Source organism: Lactobacillus sp. PV037 (assembly GCF_014522345.1).
GTDB lineage: Bacteria > Bacillota > Bacilli > Lactobacillales > Lactobacillaceae > Lactobacillus.
This window is the reverse complement of sequence record NZ_CP041987.1, coordinates 571,240-591,202: the sequence shown is the minus strand read 5'-3', so window position 1 is coordinate 591,202 and position 19,963 is coordinate 571,240. Positions and strand designations below refer to the sequence as shown.

Annotated in this window: 19 protein-coding genes; 2 read left to right on the top strand and 17 right to left on the bottom strand. The window is 34.4% G+C overall.

Going from position 1 to position 19,963, the window contains the following annotated elements:
- Positions 1-16: 16 nt before the first annotated feature.
- Positions 17-1,969 (bottom strand): DNA topoisomerase IV subunit B, encoded by a 1,953-nt coding sequence (parE, locus tag FP435_RS03360; protein WP_265484442.1) that lies wholly within the window; start codon positions 1,967-1,969, stop codon positions 17-19.
- A gap of 97 nt (positions 1,970-2,066) precedes the next feature.
- Here parE and plsY point away from each other — a divergent pair, with 97 nt between their 5' ends.
- Positions 2,067-2,708 (top strand): glycerol-3-phosphate 1-O-acyltransferase PlsY, encoded by a 642-nt coding sequence (gene plsY, locus FP435_RS03355; protein WP_265484441.1) that lies wholly within the window; start codon positions 2,067-2,069, stop codon positions 2,706-2,708.
- A gap of 128 nt (positions 2,709-2,836) precedes the next feature.
- Here plsY and FP435_RS03350 read toward each other — a convergent pair whose 3' ends face one another.
- The 13 genes from FP435_RS03350 to FP435_RS03290 all read right to left on the bottom strand — a co-directional run bounded on the left by FP435_RS03350 (position 2,837) and on the right by FP435_RS03290 (position 16,169).
- Positions 2,837-3,700 (bottom strand): aldo/keto reductase, encoded by an 864-nt coding sequence (locus FP435_RS03350; protein ID WP_265484632.1) that lies wholly within the window; start codon positions 3,698-3,700, stop codon positions 2,837-2,839.
- A gap of 82 nt (positions 3,701-3,782) precedes the next feature.
- A complete protein-coding gene (locus tag FP435_RS03345; protein WP_265484440.1) occupies positions 3,783-4,667 on the bottom strand; it encodes an aldose 1-epimerase family protein in 885 nt (294 codons plus the stop codon).
- A 76-nt stretch (positions 4,668-4,743) separates the two neighbouring features.
- The gene (gene hslU, locus FP435_RS03340) at positions 4,744-6,135 is read right to left on the bottom strand and encodes an ATP-dependent protease ATPase subunit HslU (RefSeq protein ID WP_265484439.1); all 1,392 of its coding nucleotides are present in this window, start codon (positions 6,133-6,135) and stop codon (positions 4,744-4,746) included.
- Positions 6,136-6,144: 9 nt separating this feature from the next.
- The gene (gene hslV / locus FP435_RS03335; protein WP_265484438.1) at positions 6,145-6,669 is read right to left on the bottom strand and encodes an ATP-dependent protease subunit HslV; all 525 of its coding nucleotides are present in this window, start codon (positions 6,667-6,669) and stop codon (positions 6,145-6,147) included.
- Entirely contained in the window at positions 6,670-7,599 is a 930-nt protein-coding gene (gene xerC, locus FP435_RS03330; protein WP_265484437.1) for a tyrosine recombinase XerC, read from the bottom strand. It abuts the gene before it with no gap.
- Positions 7,583-8,914: a methylenetetrahydrofolate--tRNA-(uracil(54)-C(5))-methyltransferase (FADH(2)-oxidizing) TrmFO gene (gene trmFO, locus FP435_RS03325; protein ID WP_265484436.1), complete on the bottom strand. Its 1,332-nt coding sequence runs from the start codon at positions 8,912-8,914 to the stop codon at positions 7,583-7,585. Before trmFO ends, xerC begins: the two co-directional genes overlap by 17 nt.
- Before the next feature lie 96 nt (positions 8,915-9,010).
- Positions 9,011-11,089 (bottom strand): type I DNA topoisomerase, encoded by a 2,079-nt coding sequence (topA, locus tag FP435_RS03320; protein WP_265484435.1) that lies wholly within the window; start codon positions 11,087-11,089, stop codon positions 9,011-9,013.
- Between the two features lie 64 nt (positions 11,090-11,153).
- The gene (gene dprA / locus FP435_RS03315; RefSeq protein ID WP_265484434.1) at positions 11,154-11,999 is read right to left on the bottom strand and encodes a DNA-processing protein DprA; all 846 of its coding nucleotides are present in this window, start codon (positions 11,997-11,999) and stop codon (positions 11,154-11,156) included.
- 53 nt (positions 12,000-12,052) lie between these two features.
- A complete protein-coding gene (locus FP435_RS03310; protein ID WP_265484433.1) occupies positions 12,053-12,808 on the bottom strand; it encodes a ribonuclease HII in 756 nt (251 codons plus the stop codon).
- Positions 12,805-13,647 (bottom strand): ribosome biogenesis GTPase YlqF, encoded by an 843-nt coding sequence (gene ylqF, locus FP435_RS03305; RefSeq protein ID WP_265484432.1) that lies wholly within the window; start codon positions 13,645-13,647, stop codon positions 12,805-12,807. The genes FP435_RS03310 and ylqF overlap by 4 nt, the downstream gene beginning before the upstream one ends.
- A 13-nt stretch (positions 13,648-13,660) precedes the next feature.
- Positions 13,661-15,076 (bottom strand): S41 family peptidase, encoded by a 1,416-nt coding sequence (locus FP435_RS03300; protein WP_265484431.1) that lies wholly within the window; start codon positions 15,074-15,076, stop codon positions 13,661-13,663.
- A 12-nt stretch (positions 15,077-15,088) separates the two neighbouring features.
- Complete coding sequence (locus FP435_RS03295) at positions 15,089-15,313, bottom strand: YozE family protein (protein ID WP_265484430.1); 225 nt, start codon at positions 15,311-15,313, stop codon at positions 15,089-15,091.
- A gap of 4 nt (positions 15,314-15,317) precedes the next feature.
- Positions 15,318-16,169, bottom strand: coding sequence for a DegV family protein (locus FP435_RS03290; RefSeq protein WP_265484429.1), 852 nt, complete (start codon positions 16,167-16,169; stop codon positions 15,318-15,320).
- Between the two features lie 182 nt (positions 16,170-16,351).
- On the opposite strand from FP435_RS03290, the gene trhA reads away from it, so the two are divergent.
- Complete coding sequence (trhA, locus tag FP435_RS03285; RefSeq protein WP_265484428.1) at positions 16,352-17,017, top strand: PAQR family membrane homeostasis protein TrhA; 666 nt, start codon at positions 16,352-16,354, stop codon at positions 17,015-17,017.
- Between the two features lie 44 nt (positions 17,018-17,061).
- On the opposite strand, the gene FP435_RS03280 is transcribed toward trhA, so the two are convergent.
- The 3 genes from FP435_RS03280 to FP435_RS03270 all read right to left on the bottom strand — a co-directional run bounded on the left by FP435_RS03280 (position 17,062) and on the right by FP435_RS03270 (position 19,954).
- The gene (locus tag FP435_RS03280) at positions 17,062-18,255 is read right to left on the bottom strand and encodes a CCA tRNA nucleotidyltransferase (RefSeq protein WP_265484427.1); all 1,194 of its coding nucleotides are present in this window, start codon (positions 18,253-18,255) and stop codon (positions 17,062-17,064) included.
- 101 nt (positions 18,256-18,356) lie between these two features.
- A complete protein-coding gene (locus FP435_RS03275) occupies positions 18,357-19,604 on the bottom strand; it encodes a tetratricopeptide repeat protein (protein WP_265484426.1) in 1,248 nt (415 codons plus the stop codon).
- A gap of 74 nt (positions 19,605-19,678) precedes the next feature.
- Positions 19,679-19,954, bottom strand: a complete 276-nt coding sequence (locus tag FP435_RS03270) for an HU family DNA-binding protein (protein WP_265484425.1) — start codon at positions 19,952-19,954, stop codon at positions 19,679-19,681.
- Positions 19,955-19,963: the final 9 nt, after the last annotated feature.

Sequence of the window (19,963 nt, the reverse complement as noted above, 5' to 3'; positions counted from 1 at the left end):
TAGTTCCTTTCTTAAATTATTGACGACTCGTTTCTAAAATGGAACCTTCTTCACCCATTCTAAACTTCACATTTTCATCAATCCATTTACGTCTAGGTGCTACTTTGTCGCCCATTAAAGTAGTAACACGTTTTTCTGCTAGTTGTGCATCATCAATCTTGACACGAATTAGAGTTCTTGTTTCTGGATTCATTGTTGTTTCCCAGAGCTGATCCGCATTCATTTCACCCAAACCTTTAAATCTTTGGAGCGAAAAGCCTTTCCCCATTTTTTTAGAGACTTCAGCTAACTCTTCATCTGTCCAAGCATATTCGATTTTAGCTTTTTTATTGTTGCCTTTTTGCAATTTATATAATGGAGGAAGTGCAATATAAACCTTCCCCGCTTCGATCATTGGACGCATATATCTATAGAAGAACGTTAAAAGTAAAATTTGGATATGAGCTCCGTCTGTATCCGCATCCGTCATAATAATAACTTTATCATAATTTGAATCTTTTACTTCAAAATCTGGACCTACTCCTGCCCCAATTGTATGAATCATAGTATTAATTTCTTCATTTTTGAAGATGTCTTGTAATTTTGCTTTTTGCGTATTTAATACTTTTCCTCTCAAAGGTAAAATTGCTTGGAATTTTCGATCTCTTCCTTGCTTTGCTGAACCCCCAGCAGAATCACCTTCGACTAAGAAAAGTTCATTTTTCTTAGGATTACGAGATTGAGCTGGTGTCAATTTACCAGAAAGAATTTCTTTCTTTCGTCTCTTTTTACCATTTCGACTTTCATCGCGTGCCTTTTTAGCTGCTTCACGAGCATCACGTGCTTTTTGAGCTTTTTGCACTAAACTCTGGGCAAATTCACCGTTTTCCATTAAGTAGTAAGATAATTGTTCATAAACAATATTATCAACTACACTTCTTGCTTGTGGTGTTCCCAACTTACCTTTTGTTTGACCTTCAAACTCAAGTAATTCTTCCGGAATCTTGACTGATAAAACTGCACTCAAGCCTTCACGATAATCAGATCCTTCAAGACCTTTTTCTTTATTTTTAAGTAAGCCTTGCTTCTTAGCAAAATCATTAAAAGCACGTGTAAATCCACTTCTCGCTCCTGCTTCATGACTACCACCATCAGGAGTACGGACATTATTTACAAAAGAGACAAAATTCTCTGAATATCCATCATTATATTGACCAGAAAATTCAACTTCAATTCCATGTTGTTTTCCTTCAAAGTAGAAAACATTTCCCATGGTATCTTTACCCTCGTTTAAATATGAAACAAAAGATTGAATTCCCTTATCGAATAAAAATTCATCATGGTGATTAGGATCTCTTTCATCAGTTAAAGTAAATTTAACTCCCTTTAAAAGAAAAGCTGATTCTCTGATTCTTTCTTGAATGGTTTCATAATTATATGTAGTAGTAGAAAAAATGGTTGGATCTGGCTTAAAAGTAATTGTTGTTCCTGTTTTGTCAGTAGTTTTACCTAAATTTTTTAAAGTACCTACTGGATGACCACCATTTTTGAATTCTTCTTCGTAGGCAATTCCATCCCTCACAACACGAACTTTAAGCCAAGAAGAAAGAGCATTAACTACTGAAGACCCCACTCCGTGAAGTCCTCCAGAAGTTTGATAATTCTGTTCGGTAAACTTACCTCCAGCATGTAGTACCGTCAAAATAACTTCAATCGTTGGTTTACCTGAGGGATGCATCCCCGTTGGCATTCCCCGCCCAAAGTCTTGCACAGTAATTGAATTATCTTCATGAATAGTTACATTAATTTCTTTCCCATATCCTGCCATTGCTTCATCAACAGCATTGTCTACTATTTCATAAACTAAATGGTTAAGTCCATAACGGTCAGTTGAGCCAATATACATTCCGGGACGTTTTCTAACTGCCTCTAAACCTTGTAAGATTTGAATCGATGAATCATCATAAGTATTTGTATTAGTTTTAGTCAAAAAAATTCCTCCATTTTTACAACAATTACCTTCAAATTCCCATAACCTAGTAATAATTTGCTACAATAACTTTATAATAAGATGAGGTTGAAAAATAATGTCTATATTAAAATATATATTTGTGTTTATTTTAGCATACTTGATCGGTTCCTTTCCGACCGGTGTACTAATTGGAAAATTTATTTGTCACAAAGATTTACGTCAATACGGTTCTGGAAATATTGGAACAACTAATGCCTTTAGAGTCTTAGGTCCACTTGCAGGAAGTGTAGTTTTAATCATTGATGTCTTAAAAGGGACATTAGCTGCAAGTTTGCCATATTTTATCTTGTCAACTTCGCCACATTACTTTGTCCTTCTAGCAGGATTAGCTGCTATTTTAGGACATACCTTCTCAATTTTCTTAAAGTTCCATGGTGGAAAAGCTGTTGCAACAACAGCTGGGGTATTATTAGCCTATAATCTTAAATTCTTTGGCTTAGCTGCCATTGTATTCTTACCAATGGTATTTATTACAAGTTATGTAAGTTTATCGAGTTTAATTTCAATTGTAATTTTATTTATCTGTTCTTTCTTTTTTCATGATGTTTTTTTAACAGTAATTATCGGATTTATGACTATCGTTTTATTTGTTCGTCATCGTTCTAATATCAAGCGTTTACTCCATCATCAGGAAAATATTATTCCCTTTGGACTATGGTATTGGTATAAAAAGGCACATCATGAATTAAAGAAATAAATTAATTTAAACTCTGATTTTTTCCTTTAAATATTATATATTTCAAAACATTTGTTCGCAAGTGCTTTTAAAAAAAGATAAGTCCTTTTGAAAAGAAATAACTTTTTCTTAAAGACTTATCTTTTTTATTATGAATGACGTAATTGATTTAAACTTTCTCCAAAAATATCGTCAATAACAGCTGGATCACGGTGATCAAAGAATTGACTTACACCCTTGTCTAAACCACGAATATTCTCCATTTCGTCTTTAGTTAATTCAAAATCAAAGATGTCCATATTTTCTTTTTGGCGATTTGAATGAACAGACTTAGGAATAACCACAATCTCACGTTGAATAAGCCAGCGTAAGATAACTTGAGCAGGTGTCTTACCATATTTTTCGCCAATTTCTTTCAATAAGTGATTATTAAAAATATCATTTTTACCTTCTGCGAATGGTGCCCAAGCCTCTACAGCCACATCACGTCCTTGGAAAAACTTCACATCATTAGTTTGTTGGAAAAATGGGTTAATTTCAATTTGGTTAATAGCTGGTTTTTCTTCATGAGCTAATTCTAAGTTCATGTATTGATCTGGATAAAAATTAGACAACCCAATTGATTTTATTTTACCTGCCCGCTTTGCAGCAGCCATTGCATTCCAGGCACCAAAGATATCTCCATATGGTTGGTGGATTAACATTAAATCAATATAATCTGTATCTAGTTCTTTCAAGTCATCATCAATTGCTTTTTGAGCTTTTTCAAAAGTAAGATGATTTACCCAAATTTTACTAGTTAAAAAGATCTCTTCTCTCTTAATGCCACTTTCTTTAATCGCTTCACCAACTGCTCTTTGATTTCCATACATTTCTGCAGTATCAATTAAACGATAGCCATTGCGTAGTGCTTCTGCAACTGCCTTTTTAGCTTCATCATGATCTGGAACTTGGTATACTCCAAACCCTAATTGGGGCATTTCATTACCGTCATTTAAAAAAATTGTTGGAATCTTAGTCACAATTTAAACCTCCTATTTCTATCCCCTTCATTATACTTCTAATTCTTAGATAAAGTCTTCGAAAAGAACTCAATTACTTATTTTTATCTTGGAAGGTCATCACAAAACCAGCTTTCCACGTTTTGCCAGCAGCTAGATGATTCATTCCCTTTTTATCTTCTAAATGCCCTTTAGTCTCTAAAATATCTGCTATTCCCCACCATGGCTCAATGCAAACGTAATCTGCTGTTTGAGGGTATTGCGACCATAATCCAACATAAGGTGCATCCATTTTAATACTTACTTGATAATTATTTTTATCTGTCGCTACGCTCACTTCATTTTTACCACGTAATTCTAAAACCCAAGCATCTTCTTTAAATAGTAGGTCACTGATTTTAATTAAGGAATCTGTCGCAGCTTGCGATCGCTTACTCCAATCTAGGAGCGGTGCCTTTAAGGGAATCCGCATATGCTCTACTGAGGGGGCAAATTTGAAGTAATAATCATCTTTCTTAATTTCTTGATTAGTTGGTAAATTAAATGCCGGATGACCACCAATTCCAAAAATCATTTCCTTAGTATCTTGATTTATAACTTCAAAATTTTCTTCAACTGAATTATTACTCAAGGTATAGGTTACTCTAAGTTCAAATTTAAAAGGATAATTTTTTAAAGTTTCTGGGGTATCCTGCAACAAAAAGGTAATACTTGTTTCACTAGCATTTTCCACCCTAAAATTCATATCTCGAGCAAAACCATGCTGAGACATATTATAAATCTTGTCCTTATAAAAGTACTGATTATCTTTCAAAGCTCCGACAATTGGGAATAAAATTGGCGCATGTCGTTTCCAAACTTTTGGATTTGCTTGCCAAATATATTCTGTTTGAGTTTCATTATCAACGATACTTTGAATCTCAGCACCATGATCAGAAATAGTAACTGTCAAAAAATCATTTTTTAATCTATATTCCATCGTTTCTTTTCCTTACCACTAGCTAACCTTACTTACAAAAAAGCTGCTTCATCACAGGGATGTAGCAGCTTAGTAACTAAAGAATAAACTTAGTTAAATCTTTATTAGTAACAATATCTTGAAGCTTATCATCCACATATTTTTGAGTAATAGTAATTTCTCCCATGGTCATATCTGGACCTTCATATAGTACATCTTCCAGTAATTTTTCTAAAATCGTAGCTAAACGACGAGCTCCAATATTATCTGTACCTTGATTTACTTGATAAGCAATTTGAGCAATTCGATCAATTGCTTCTTGTGTAAAGACTAATTCAATTCCATCAGCTTTTAAAAGCGCAATGTACTGTTTTAAAAGAGAATTTTGTGGATCTTTTAAGATCTTTACAAAATCTTCTTCAGTTAAAGCATTCAATTCTACACGAATTGGGAAACGTCCTTGAAGTTCAGGAATTAAGTCACTTGGCTTACTTTCTGCAAAGGCACCTGCTGCAATAAAAAGAATGTGGTCTGTAGAAACTGGACCATATTTAGTAGTTACAGTTGATCCTTCTACAATTGGTAAAATATCTCTTTGCACACCTTCACGAGAAACTTGTGCTCGACTATTTTTATCGCCACCAGTTGTTTTGTCAATTTCGTCGATAAAAATAATTCCATTTTGTTGGGTACGTTCTATGGCACGTTGATATAAAGAATCATAATCAATTAACTTTTTGGATTCTTCTTGAACTAACACATTACGGGCATCTTTAACCTTCAAAGTACGCTTTACTTTCTTCTTAGGTAAGATATCACCCATCATGCTAGACATATCCATTCCCATTTGTCCCATCATGTCACCCATTGGATTTACACGGGGAGCTTGTTCAACTTCAATTGTTACTTCATGATCTTCTAATAATCCCTGATTTAACTTTTGAGCAGTACTCATTCTTTTATTTTTAATATCTTCAGGAATTTCTTCCTTAACTTCTTCTTTATTTCCGAAGTTTCCTGAGAGCATCTTCATCATTTGATCAAAAGACTGCTCACGATTTTCTTGACGTACTACAGGAACTAAAACTTTAACTAACTGTTCATTAGCTTTTTTAATTGCCTCTGTATTTACACGTTCAAATTCCTCTTTTTCTTCCATGCGGACTGCTTCTTTTACTAAGTCACGCACCATTGATTCGACGTCTCGACCAACATATCCAACTTCAGTAAACTTAGTTGCTTCTACTTTTACAAAAGGAGCATCTACAATTTTAGCAAGTCGACGGGCAATCTCTGTTTTACCTACTCCAGTTGGTCCGGCCATCAAAATATTCTTAGGAGTAATTTCTTGTTGAAGAGTTTTTGGCAATTGTAAGCGACGATAGCGATTGTACAAAGCAATAGCTACTGCCCTTTTAGCTTCATCTTGACCAATAATATATTCATTCAAAATATCTACAATTTTCTTGGGAGTTTTTTGTGTTGTCAAATTAATCACCTAAATTTCATCTGTTGTAATATGATCATCAGTAAAAATGTCAATTCCAGAAGCAATTTTTACAGCTTCTTGAGCAATCTCTTTTGCACTCATTCCATTGCTATGACGTGTCATTGCAATTGCAGCCGCTTGGGCAAAATTACCACCTGATCCAATTGCTACTACATCTTCATCGGGCTCTAAGACTTCACCATTTCCTGAAATTAATAATAAGTCCTTGCCATCAAAAGCAATTACCATAGCTTCTAATTTAGCTAAAGTTGGATCCTTACGCCAACTTTGTGCCATTTCAACTGCTGCACGTCGTAAATCACCTGAATAAGTTTCAAGTTTTCCTTCTAACATGTCTTGTAAGCTGACTGCATCAGCCACTCCACCTGCAAAGCCTATTACTACTTTATTATGATAAATACGGCGAATCTTCTTAGCAGTTGCTTTAGCAATAACTTTTTCACCTAAAGTGACTTGTCCGTCACCTGCAATTGCAGTTTGTCCATTGTATCTTACAGAACAGATTGTTGTCATTTACTTTGCCTCGTTTTCTTTATTATTTCTGGGGAAAAACTTTTGATAGTCGCTTTGTAATTTCTTGGTACTGATGTGAGTATAAATTTGGGTAGTAGATAAAGATTCATGTCCTAACAATTCTTGTACACTACGCATATCAGCACCATTATCAAGCATTTGGGTAGCAAAAGAGTGTCGTAACATATGGGGATGCGCTTTAGCACTCACCCCTGCTTTTAAAAATACATCTCTCATTACCTGTGCAATTCCACGTTCCGTGATTTTTTTACCTCGATTATTCAAAAAAACATCCCCTGCATCAAAGTTTGTTTTTAACAAAACAGGACGTGAATTTTCTAAATAATTTTTTAGAGTCACACAGCTTTCCTCAGTGAAAGGAACATAACGATCCTTCCTACCTTTACCATGCACTAAAATGACGCGCATGTCAAAATCTATTTGCTCTAACTTTAAATTCGCTAGTTCACTTCTTCGCATTCCGGTTACATAAAACAACTCAATAATTGCTTTATTACGCATTGTCAGCGGCTTAGAATCATTTAAAGAATCAATTACTTTTTTTACTTCATTTTGGTAAAAAAATTCTGGTAATTTTTTCTCTCCTGCTCTAATCGAAATTGCAATGGTAGGATCAATTTTTAATAAATCCCTTTTTACTAAAAATTGATAAAAAGAGCGTAAAGAAGACATCTTTCTTTGTAGTGTTCTTCGACTCGCTTCTTTACCTAATTTTTCTAAAAATCTCTCAATATCTCTAGTTTTAACTTGATCCCAGCCTATAAATTCACCATTTTTTCTTAAAAAATTTTGAAATTGTGTTAAGTCTTCAAGATAGCTATTCAAAGTGTACTCACTATAAGCGCGTTCATACATCAAATACTCTTTGAATTTTTTTAAATAGTCATCAAGTTTAATTGAGTTGGTCATAAGATTTTAAAACATCTTCTTTAAATTTATCTAAACTAGCTAGAGCGTTCTTTGAAATCTCTAAGTGACGCTCTTGTTTATTACGTACCTTGTGATCCAAGCTAGGAAGTAATGCATAAGATGCATTCATTGGTTGAAAATGCTTAGCACTAGTAGTAGTGATATAGTTTGCCATTGAACCCAAGGCTGTATTTTTAGGAAAGGCTACTGTATCTTGACCAGCAGCTTTTAATGCTGCATTAATACCGGCTACTAGGCCACTTCCTGCACTTTCAACATAGCCCTCTACCCCTGTCATTTGTCCTGCAAAAAATAACCCTGATTGAGTTTTTGCTTCATAAGTCGCATTTAAAACTTCAGGACTAGCAATATAGGTATTACGGTGCATCTTCCCATAGCGAACAAATTTAGCATTTTCTAACCCAGGGATTTTAGAAAATACACGTTTTTGTTCACCATATTTCAAGTGGGTTTGAAAGCCGACAATATTATACATACTTCCAATTGCATTGTCTTGACGTAGCTGAATAACGGCATAAGGAGTTTTTCCAGTTCTTGGATCTTCTAACCCAACAGGCTTCAAAGGTCCAAATAGCATAGTTTTTTCACCTCGGTGTGCCATCACCTCAATTGGCATGCATCCCTCAAACACATTACTATTTTCAAATCCATGTAGTTCAGCCGTTTCTGCACTAATTAAAGCCTTGTAAAACTCAAAAAATTCTTCTTTTGTCATTGGGCAATTAAGATAAGCAGCTTCACCTTTATCATAACGTGATTTTTTATAAACAATATCATAATTAATGGAATCAGCTGCTACAATTGGAGCCGCCGCATCAAAAAAGTGCAGACTATCTGTTCCACAAAATTCCTGAATTTTTTCAGCTAAGTCATCACTTGTTAAAGGACCAGTTGCAATTATTGTAATGCCATCTTTAGGAATACTAGTGATTTCTTCTTCATGGATTGTAACATTTGGTAAAGATCTTAACTGGTCAGTAATTTCCTGTGAAAACTTGTCTCGATCAACTGCTAAGGCACCTCCAGCAGGAACAGCAGTCTTATCAGCAGCTCTTAATACTAAAGAGTCAAGCTGGCGCATTTCTTCTTTCAAGAGCCCAACAGCATTAGAAAGTTGATTTGAACGCATTGAATTAGTACAAACTAATTCTGCAAAACCACTCGTATGATGGGCGGGAGTTTGTTTTTTAGGACGCATTTCATAAAGATCTACATTAATTCCTCTTTTTGCCAATTGCCAGGTAGCTTCACTCCCAGCAAGTCCTGCACCGATTACTGTTACTTTTTTTGTCATATAATTCTCTTTCTACTTTATATTTTGTTTTTCTACAAAAATAATACCATTGCTTTAAAAACAATGATATCATTTTTAAGTTTAAATTTTGTTAAATTATTCTTCTTTTGGTTCTTCTTTGTAATCACCATTAGGACACAAAATAGTTAGACCTTTTTTGGATTTCTTTTGCACTAAGAAATGGCCATCATTAGGACAGTTACGTCCAATTGGTTGATCCCAAGAAACAAAATCACATTCAGGATACAGAGAACAGCCATAGAATTTTCGATTACGCTTCGACTTTTTCTCAATAACTTCTCCCTTACCACACTTAGGACAAGTTACACCAATTTTCTTAACAATTGGCTTAGTATTGCGACACTCTGGGAAACGAGAACAAGCATAGAACTTTCCATATCTTCCCATTTTAATAACCATTGGGGCACCACAGATATCACAATTAAAGCCCGCAGGTTCATCTTTAATTTGGACTTTCTCAATTTCACTATCTGCTTTTTCTAATTCTTTAGAAAATGGTTTGTAGTAGTTGTCAACAACCTTTACCCAATTTTTCTCTCCTTCTTCAACATGATCAAGATCATCTTCGAGTTGAGCAGTAAAGTCGACATTTACGATATCTGGGAAAAATTCTTCAATTAATCCATCGACAATTTCACCAAGTTCTGTTGGTACAATTGAACGGCCTTCAAGTTTTACATAATATCTCCGTTGAATTGTATCAATTGTTGGGGCGTAAGTTGACGGACGACCAACACCGTTGGCTTCCAAAGCATGGACTAAACTAGCTTCTGTATATCTTGCTGGTGGTTGGGTAAAGTGCTGACGATCATCAGTACTATTTAGTTTTACCTTATCGCCCTCTTGTAAATCAGGTAAAGCATTATTCTTTTCTTTACCAATATCATAGACTTTAGTAAAGCCTGCAAATTTCATCTTTGAACCCGTAGTTCTGAAAATTACACCATTTTGTTCTAAATCAGCTCTCACAGTATCATACACTGCACTAGTCATCTGACTTGCAATGAAACGGGCCCAAATCAAACTATAAAGACGATATTCTTCACTAGTTAAATATTGCTTAATAGAGTCTGGGGTGCGAAAAGCAGAAGTTGGACGTATGGCTTCGTGAGCATCTTGAGCTTCAGAATCATTTTTGAAATTCTTTGGCTTAATTGAAGCAAACTGTTCTCCATATTCCTCATGAATAAATTTCGAAGCTTCTTGTTTAGCAACATTAGCTATTCTCTTAGAATCTGTACGCATATAAGTTATCAATCCTACAGAACCTTTACCAAGGTTAACCCCTTCATAAAGTGATTGAGCTATTCTCATTGTTCTACGCGTACGATAACCTAAACGTTTGTTAGCTTCTTGTTGCAAAGTGGAAGTAGTGAAAGGAGCTGCTGGTGCACGCCGACGCTCTTTTTTCACTACTTTAGTTACTTCAAACTTTTTACGCTTATCAATTCTGCTTAAAACATCTTTTACAGCTTCTTGATTTGGAAGATCACTCTTCTTCCCATCTAAGCCATAGAAGCTACCCTTAAACTTTTCTTTGTCCTTTTGGAATTCACCATCAATTGTCCAATATTCTTCTGGTTTAAATTCCTTAATTTCTTTTTCACGATCAATGACTAATTTTAAAGCTACTGACTGCACACGACCAGCAGAAAGTCCTTTTTTAACTTTTGCCCATAAAATCGGACTTAAAGAATATCCCACAAGCCGATCTAAGACACGGCGAGCTTGCTGAGCATCAACAATATCCATATCAATTGTACGTGGATTTTTGAAGGCATTTTTTACTGCATCTTTAGTGATTTCGTTAAAAGCTACTCGATTAGGTTCTTGAGGATTTAAATCTAAAGCATGGGCTACGTGCCAAGCAATTGCTTCTCCTTCACGATCGGGGTCAGATGCCAAATAAACATATTTTGCTTTTTTAGCTTCACGCTTTAATTCTTTAATTGTTTCCCCTTTACCACGAATTGAGATGTACTTTGGTTGATATTCATTTTCTAAATCTACACCCATTTGGGATTTAGGTAAATCTCTAATGTGACCTTTTGAGGCAATTACATGATAATTACTTCCAAGATATTTCTCAATTGTCTTAGCTTTATGAGGCGATTCGACAATAACTAAATTTTTCTTTTTCTTTTTAGTAGGCATTCAGATGCCCCTTCCTTGTTCTATAATTCTAATTATAACTTACCAGAAAAAGTCACCTTGTCAACTACCACATATCTTTAAAATCAAAATTTACAATTGGCTGAGCGCCTGCGGCAATTAAATAATTAGGCCCTTCTGCTAGTTTACTGCCTAAGGGACCAGGAATTGCAAAGATATTTCGATTTTCTTGCAGCGCAATATTTGCAGTAATTAATGATCCAGACTTTTTCCGAGCTTCACCCACAATCACATTTTCACTTAAGCCTGCTAAAATTCGATTTCTTTGCGGAAAATAAGGTGGAATAGGCTCGGTATCTGGTAAGTATTCACTTAAAACAAGACCTACTTTTTCGATTTGCTTTTGTAGATCTCGATTTTTTGCTGGGTAAAAATAATTTAATCCATTTCCTACAACTGCTATTGTTTGCCCTTTACTTGCCAAAGCTTGCTCATGAGCAATTGTATCAACCCCTTTGGCTAATCCACTAGCAATTACAAAATTTTGTTTAACTAAATTTGGAATTAATCGCTTTAAAGTAGAGGTACTATAAGAAGTTGGATTTCGAGAACCTACAATAACAGTAATTCGTCTAGAAAGCAAATTTAAATTTCCCCGTGCAAATAAAATTAACGGGGGATGATACATTTGTTTTAATTGAATAGGATAAATGTCATCAAAAAATGTTAGTACTTCACATTGTAATAAAATCCGCTCAACTAGCTGACCTAATTTAGGACTCTTGTAAGCCATCAAAACAAGCTCTTTTAACTTATCAGGTAAATCTGCTTCTTGAATGATTGAAGCTGTGATTTCAGGGCAATCTCCTAATGTATCCATTACCTCACTTATTCCCTTATATCCAATTCCCTTTTTCAATTTCAAGCGAATATAAAAATCTCTTTGTTTCATAACAACAAAACCTCCAATTTTTACATACGCAAAAATAGAGGTCGATTGTTAATTTAATTAAAAAAGTCACTTACTGGTGCAAAAGTTTTTCGATGAATGGGAGTTGGACCATATTTTTTTAAAGCTGCAATGTGTTTAGGAGTACCATAGCCAGCATTATGAACAAAATCATATTGAGGATATTTTTCAGCATATTTATTCATCAAATTATCTCGATATACTTTTGCAACAATGCTGGCTGCCCCAATAGAATTGGATTTTGTATCCCCTTTAATAAGTTTAATTTGAGGAAGTGGTAAATCAATCTCCATCGCATCCACCAAAAGTCCATCTGGCTTAACTTTCAATTTTGAAACTGCCTGTTTCATGGCCAATCTATCGGCTTCATAGATATTGATTTTATCAATTACTTCATTATCTGCAATCCCAATTGCTACACTAATGGCTTGGTCCATAATCTTGGGATAAAGTTCAGCTCTTTTTTGAGGAGATAATTTCTTTGAATCATTTACATCAATTAAATTAAAATCCTCTGGTAAAATTACTGCAGCAGTCACAACCGGGCCAGCTAATGGTCCACGTCCTACTTCATCTACTCCCGCAACAAGCTGATTATTTTGCCAAAATTTTCGTTCATATGAAAAACGCAGGTCAAATTCATGCTGCTTTTTTTTCAATTTTGCTAATTTATTATCATAGGAAGCTAATAATTTTTTGACACCTTTACGTTCATCCTGACGTAACATCTTTATGGTATCTGCATTTAAACTGGGATCCTGCAGTAATTCTTTAATTTCTTTGATTGTCATCTTAAATCAAGTGTAATCCTTCCAATTTTGGCTTTTCTAAATCGCTGTAACATGTAAAGTGAAAAACGCTCATAATCATCTCTCATGCCATACATCTTTGTCATTTCTAACATCGCATCAACATCTGATAAAGATTCTAGTTGGTCTTTATCTAAGCGAGAAAATTTAACTAAATCACTTAAATAATGTTCTTTTAAGAAATTTATTAAAAAAAGTGCTACGTCATCTGCATGAAAAACATTATCTTTAATTGCTCCACAAGCAGCTAATTTATACCCAACTTCTTGATCGGAAAATTTAGGCCATAATATTCCTGGCGTATCTAAAATTTGGATACTAGAATCAGAAGTTTTTAACCAGCTTTGTCCTTTAGTTACTCCTGGTTTATCTCCAACAATTGCTGCATTTCTCCCAACCATTCTATTGATAATAGTGGATTTACCACAGTTGGGAATACCAGCAATTGCTACCCTAATAATTGGATTTGAAGCACCTTTGTTTACTAAATTATCAACTTTCGCTTTACCAGCTAGTTTTATTATTTTAAAGAGTGCTGTCATATTAGTGTTGTGCTGAGCATCCATTGAAAGGACAAAATTTCCCTCATCTTGAAAATAATGAGTCCATTTTTTGGTCTGAATTGGATCTGCTAAATCGGCCTTATTCAAAATAATAATATGAGGCTTTTGCTTAGTTATTTGCCCAATCATCGGATTGCGTGATGATACTGGTAAACGCGCATCTAACACCTCAATTACTACATCAATTAAATTAAGCTTATCTTCTAATTGATTTTTGGCCTTATTCATATGACCAGGATACCATTGAATTGTTGCCATAATTTCCTCCTATTTAGCCTTTTAGACTTAATGCTTTCTTTAAAGCAGGATTATCTTCTGCAGCTTTTTGAGCCACTGTTAAATAAAGTTGTTGCTTTAATTGAGCGTCTACTTTACCAGTTTCTTTAATACCTTGACTCTTTTGGTATGCCATTACTGCTGCTTTAGTATTACTATCAAAGACTCCAGTTGGGTACTGATCTAAATAACCTAATACTCGTAAGTATTGTTGTAAAATTGTCACATCAAGCCCAATCATTTTTTCTTTTAACGTATCACTAGTTTGAAATGCTGGCAAGTCTTCAAACTTAGATACAGGAGTTTTATACATCGGCTTAATTCCTTGATGATTAATCCAAGTACCATTAGGAGTTAACCATTTAGCGATTGTATATTTATATTCTGTACCAGCTGTTGAACCAACTTGTTGAACTGTCCCTTTTCCATACGAAGTTTGACCGACGGTAATTGCTCTTTTATTTTCTACTAAAGCCGCTGTAAAAATTTCACTTGCACTTGCAGTGTTTTTATTTATTAAAATTATTGGTTTTACTTTGACTTTAAAATTATCAGCTAATTTATTAGATGATTTGATTGTCTGCTTCTCTGTCTTTGATTCATACTTCATTAAAGTTTTTCCATTAGGAACAAAGTAGGCTGCACTAGTTAAAGCACTTTCCATGACTCCACCTGGATTATTTTGAAGATCGATAATTAATTTAGGATATTCCTTAAAATTAATATTTTTCAAAGCTGCTTTTAGATCCTTAGCAGTATTTGTATCAAATTGCGAAATAGTGATAATTGTCGCATTCTTCTCATTTTTTACTGTTAAACTAGATTGATTAATTTTTGCTCTAGTCAGTACGACTTCAAAAGTTTGACTCCCTCTTTTTAAAGTTAGCCTTACCTTGGTCCCTGTTTTTCCCCTAACAAGTTGAGCCACCTTATCAAAGTTCTTTGCAGAAACTGGTGCATTATTTACCTTTATAAGTTGATCATTAACCTTAATTCGACTTTTTGAGGCGGGAGAATCACTAACAATTGAATCTACTAAGATTTTATTGCCGGAAACTTTCATTTGGATTCCAACTCCGCTAAAACTCTCACCTTGGATAACACTATTTACTTGTTGCTGAGTTTGACCAGAAAGTGTTTGAGAATACGGATCCTTTAAACTAGCCAACATCCCATCAATAGCACCTTGAGCAAGTTGAGATGAAGAAATTTTTTGATAGTAAGAAGCTTGCAGCTGCTGATAAACACGATCAACTGTTGCTAAAGGTGAAGAAAGTTCTTGATATCTCATCACCCCAAAAGTACCAGCAGCTCCAATGATAATCCCACCTACCCCAGTTAGCAAATATTTAATTGGTTTAGGAATTTTTTTCTTAGTTTGTTTTTTATCTTTATGATCACTTTTTTCCATTTAACTAATCCCTCAGTTCATCGCTTCTTTATATAATTCATAGGCACTATCAAAAATACTCATTGTTGGTAAGTAAGGTGCATTTAGTTCTAAGTATTCAGACAGCTTTTCATAATCCTGCTCTTGTTTAGGGAAAGAACTATCAAACTGAGCATTATTAGCAAATTCTGCAATATCATCATGAGAATGAGGATTTCTCTGTGTCATCAAAAAACGATAAAAACTTTCTCGATACATAAATTTACTCCGTGTAATAAATAATCGCATAAGCTCCTGTGCCTGAGTGAGTAGCAATTATTGGACTTGTTTGTTGTACTAAAATATCAGCATTTGGAACTATTTTTCGAATTTTATCAGCTAATTTTTCCATTTCTTCAGGAGTATCTACATAAGAAATTCCTACTCCTTTAACTTGATCCTTCTTTTCTTCTAAATCATGAAGAACTCGTTCATCAAATTGACGAGAAAATTTCTTCCCCCGTCCCTTTTTAAAAATATTGAGATTTCCTTGTGGCATTTGCAAAGCAATCCGGATATTTAAAAAACTAGCAATTGTACCAGCTAATTTACCTAAGCGACCACCTTTAATAATATTTTTTAAATTCACAACCATCATTTCAAGTTGTTGAGAATCAATAATTTTTTGTACATGCTCAAGAATTTCTGCTTTGCTTTTTCCAGCTAATGCATCTTTTGCAGCTGCCAATACTTGAAAACCTTCTCCTCGATCTGTAAGCTCTGAATCTATTATTGTAATTTGATCTTCTTTACCTAAAAGTTGTGCAGCTTGGCGGGCGGTTTCAATTGTTCCACTTAAATTATGAGAAAGGAAAATTCCAATAACTTGATCATCATTTTGAGTAAGTTCATCAAAGGTCTTTTCAATTACTCCTAATGCTGGTTGACTAGTTTTAGGTAATTCCGTAGAAGTGTCCATTTTTTTAACAAATTCACTTCGTGAAATGTCTACCCCATCAATATAAGTTTCTCCATCAATAGTAATTGTTAAAGGAATCACAGTTATATTATATTTTTCAACTTCCTGGGGACTTAATTGAACAGAAGAATCAGTAACAATATTAATTTTTGACATTTTCCAAACCTTCATTTCTTACTAAGTTTTTAATTCATCCGTAAAATGAATTGATAGTATGTTAGAATTTACCTTATAGATACAAGGATTAGTATAACAAAAGATTACTCCAATCGGTAAAAATTATTTAATTCTCTTGGCAAATCTACTAATTCTAATTTTTATTTTACGAGGATGACTTTATGCGATTTAAACAATTGTGGGAACCTCCTACTAATCCCTCGAAGACTTATCTAATTTTAGACAATATCTTCAGTGCCATTACTCACGGGGTCGGCTTTGGGCTCTCAGTAGCTGGATTAGTTATTTTGATAGTACGAGCAGTTCAGACTGGGGGAGCTTTAAAAATTGTCTCTTTTACTCTCTATGGTAGCAGTTTAGTGCTTCTATATCTTTTTTCAACTCTCTACCATAGTTTGGTATTTACACGTGCACGACGCGTCTTTCAAATATTCGACCACTCATCAATTTTTATTTTGATTGCAGGTTCTTATACTCCATATACTTTAGTAGCTATTGGAGGCGCTAAAGGATGGACCATGTGGGGAATTATTATTGGATTGGCAACTCTTGGAATCTTATTTTATATTTTTAATCAGGGGAAGTTTATTATTTTAGACACCATCTTATACGTCTTGATGGGCTGGATGGTAATCTTTGCAAGTGCTGACCTATACCCCATTTTAGGCCGAGCAGGTTTTACTTTATTGTTCATGGGCGGAGTCGCTTATACAGTTGGAGCTGTTTTATTCACAATGCGTCGCATTCCCTTTATCCACGTCATTTGGCACTTATTTGTAATGCTAGGTTCAATCCTAATGTATTTTTCTATTTTACTTTATATTTAAAAACGAGTACTTATCATCCCTTGATGATAGATACTCGTTTTTAATTATAGTGTCTGCAAATAAGCACTAATTTCTTCTTCGTTATTTGCTATCTTTCCTTCAACCACTGCTTCAGTAATCGTATCTAGTAACTCACCAATTTTCGGTCCCGCCGGAATACCACTCTTTAATAAGAACTTGCCATCAATTGCAAGTTCTTTTGCACTTTTAACTGGTAGAGCTTCATAACGATCGTACAAGGCACTCCCATTGATGGGCTGTCCCAAAATATGGGCTAAATCAATTGTAGCTAGAATCGTCTTTAAATCGCTTTTAAACAGTTCATAATTACTTGGAGTAGTATCACTAATTAAATCAAAAAATTCAATTATTTTTGTTACTTGATGGATCATTGCGTTAGAATTTTTCCAAGCTCGCATAAACTTTGGAACATCTTTTGTGTTTAATTTCAACAATACAATCATCGTTGTCCAGAGGTTTTCTTCTGTACTTGGACTAAAATTAAGTTTGGGAAAAATTGCCAATGCATCCCTTTTACCTGCAAAAAATGGCACTTCCTGGTATAATTCTGTTTCTAAAAAAAGCTCAAAAGCTTCTTGGCTACCAGGACTAGTTCCCATCTTTACAAATTCTTCTCTAACTCTTTCTACTGCAATCTTACTTAGCAATTCATGGTTGTCTTTAATGGCTTGTTTAGTCTTTTCTTCTAAACTAAATTTTAATTGACCCATAAACCTGACCGCTCTCATCATTCTTAAGGCATCTTCATGAAAACGATTCTCTGCTACTCCAACAGCACGGATTACTTTCTTTTTTAAATCTTCCAAACCATTAAAGTGGTCGATTATGTTTCCCTCGATGTCCATGGCTAATGCATTAATAGTAAAGTCACGTCGTTTAAGATCTTCAGATAGATTTTGCACAAAACTTACATGATCAGGTCGGCGAAAATCTTGGTAACCAGATTCTGTTCTAAAAGTTGTTACTTCATAACTTTCATGGTCATATCTTACGGTAACTGTTCCATGTTGAATTCCAGTATCAATCGTATGTTGAAAGATTCTCTTTATTTCTTCTGGATAGGCACTAGTTGCAATATCAACATCATGAATGTGTCTGTCTAAAAGTAAATCTCGAACACTTCCACCTACAAAATATGCTTCATAGCCCGCAGAAATTATTTCTTTTAATACTGGAAGAGCCTTAGTGAAAACTGGTGATAATTTTTCAATCTTCATTAAAACACTCCTCTTATCTAATCCTTTTAATCTTGTCAACTTAATTTTACAATAAATCGCCTGATAACTCTAATCCTTTTAAATAACAATTAAATCTACTTCTATAATTCATCATATAAATTTTGCATTTCATCATCTTCAGGGATGAGTTGAAGATATTTACTAAGAACCTCTTTAGTAATCTGATTTTCTCCGATTTCCTTAAAGAAATTTGCCATCTGACGTAAAAAGTCAGGATTTTCTTTAAAGGCAGGATAGGCCAATAAAAATTCATTCTTTGCTTGTTCATAGTCTTCTAAACGTTGGTAAGACACTGCACGATTCCAATGAATTTGGGGCTCTAATTCTTCTTCTGGCAACTCCTTAAACAGGGCTAAATTCTTTTGATCATCTTTTTTTAATAAATATAAATTTGAAAGCTGGAGAAGTAAATCACTATTTTCCGGTGCTATTTCTAGTCCCTTTTTTAATAATCTCTCAGCTTCTGTTAATTCATCTAAGTTAGCTGCTGCTTTAGCACCCAAGTTATACAAGACCTCATCAAATTCATTATAGGTTAATCCTGTCTGGGCCGTTTCTAAAACTTTTTCATTATTATCTTCTTTAGAATATGCAGTTGCTAGCAGAGGATAAGCATTTACAAAATCTGGTTGTGTCTGCAATACTTCAGTCAAAAACTTAATTGCTTCTTTGTTATCTTCTACTGCTAACATAATGAGACCTGCTTCATATAAAGCATCAATACTTAAAAACTCGTTTTGGTGTTCCCTGACTACTCTAGCAGCCTCCTCATATTCTCCTAATTTTGCTAAGGAAGTCGCTATTCTTTCATTGATAACGACCTCACCAAAAGTTTTATAATTTTTTGCAAGCTCATCATAGTATTTCAATGCAGAAACGTAATCTCCAGTTAAATAATCCAATTCTGCAAGACCAAAAGTTATCGCATCTTCCTCAGGAGCTAAATTCTTTGCTTGAAGTAGCTTTTGCTTAGCTGGCTCTATTAACCCATTAGTTTGATAATAATCAGCCTGCGCTAATAAACTCTCAACGTAAGCATCACTATCTGAACTAATATTAAATAATAGGGTAAGGCCATCATCTTCTTGCCCATCATTTAAAAGAATTTCACCCAAATATACTTTAAAAAGATCTTCTTTTGGAAATCGTGCAATTAAAGCCCGATAAACATCTTTTGCCAAATTGGTAAAACCAAGATCAGTTAAGTTACTTGCTAGTGATGCTAAAATTTCTGGTTGATCATTATCTAAAGCCTTTTTTAAGAGAATATTATTTTCAGAAAAATCATGATTTTGGATTGCATCCAGTAATTGTTCAGAATAGCTCATTAGTGTTGTTCCTTTCATGAATACAAAAAAGCGTTAAGCAGTAGGCTCAACGCTTTTACTAAAGAAGTGAAATATTACTTAACAGCATCTTTAAGTGCTTTACCTGGCTTAAATGCAGGAACCTTAGATGCAGGAATTTCGATTTCTTTACCAGTTTGTGGGTTACGGCCCTTACGAGCAGCACGATCACGAACTTCAAAAGTACCAAAACCGATTAATTGAACCTTTTCACCTTTAGCAAGATTTTCTTGAATTGAGTTAAAGATTGCGTCTACAGTAGCAGCAACATCCTTTTTAGTTAAGTCAGTCTTAGCAGCTACTTCAGAAACTAATTCAGCTTTATTTGCCATTATAAATTC

Bases quoted from the DNA above. Each gene is read 5' to 3' on its own strand.
- topA (WP_265484435.1), bottom strand. From the start codon at position 11,089: ATGCCTACTAAAAAGAAAAAGAAAAATTTAGTTATTGTCGAATCGCCT.
- hslV (WP_265484438.1), bottom strand. From the start codon at position 6,669: ATGACAACAATCTGTTCTGTAAGATACAATGGACAAACTGCAATTGCA.
- FP435_RS03300 (WP_265484431.1), bottom strand. From the start codon at position 15,076: ATGGAAAAAAGTGATCATAAAGATAAAAAACAAACTAAGAAAAAAATT.
- ylqF (WP_265484432.1), bottom strand. From the start codon at position 13,647: ATGGCAACAATTCAATGGTATCCTGGTCATATGAATAAGGCCAAAAAT.
- FP435_RS03275 (WP_265484426.1), bottom strand. From the start codon at position 19,604: ATGAGCTATTCTGAACAATTACTGGATGCAATCCAAAATCATGATTTT.
- FP435_RS03270 (WP_265484425.1), bottom strand. From the start codon at position 19,954: ATGGCAAATAAAGCTGAATTAGTTTCTGAAGTAGCTGCTAAGACTGAC.
- plsY (WP_265484441.1), top strand. From the start codon at position 2,067: ATGTCTATATTAAAATATATATTTGTGTTTATTTTAGCATACTTGATC.
- FP435_RS03310 (WP_265484433.1), bottom strand. From the start codon at position 12,808: ATGACAATCAAAGAAATTAAAGAATTACTGCAGGATCCCAGTTTAAAT.
- FP435_RS03345 (WP_265484440.1), bottom strand. From the start codon at position 4,667: ATGGAATATAGATTAAAAAATGATTTTTTGACAGTTACTATTTCTGAT.
- xerC (WP_265484437.1), bottom strand. From the start codon at position 7,599: ATGACCAACTCAATTAAACTTGATGACTATTTAAAAAAATTCAAAGAG.
- FP435_RS03280 (WP_265484427.1), bottom strand. From the start codon at position 18,255: ATGAAGATTGAAAAATTATCACCAGTTTTCACTAAGGCTCTTCCAGTA.
- dprA (WP_265484434.1), bottom strand. From the start codon at position 11,999: ATGAAACAAAGAGATTTTTATATTCGCTTGAAATTGAAAAAGGGAATT.
- trhA (WP_265484428.1), top strand. From the start codon at position 16,352: ATGCGATTTAAACAATTGTGGGAACCTCCTACTAATCCCTCGAAGACT.
- FP435_RS03290 (WP_265484429.1), bottom strand. From the start codon at position 16,169: ATGTCAAAAATTAATATTGTTACTGATTCTTCTGTTCAATTAAGTCCC.
- trmFO (WP_265484436.1), bottom strand. From the start codon at position 8,914: ATGACAAAAAAAGTAACAGTAATCGGTGCAGGACTTGCTGGGAGTGAA.
- FP435_RS03295 (WP_265484430.1), bottom strand. From the start codon at position 15,313: ATGTATCGAGAAAGTTTTTATCGTTTTTTGATGACACAGAGAAATCCT.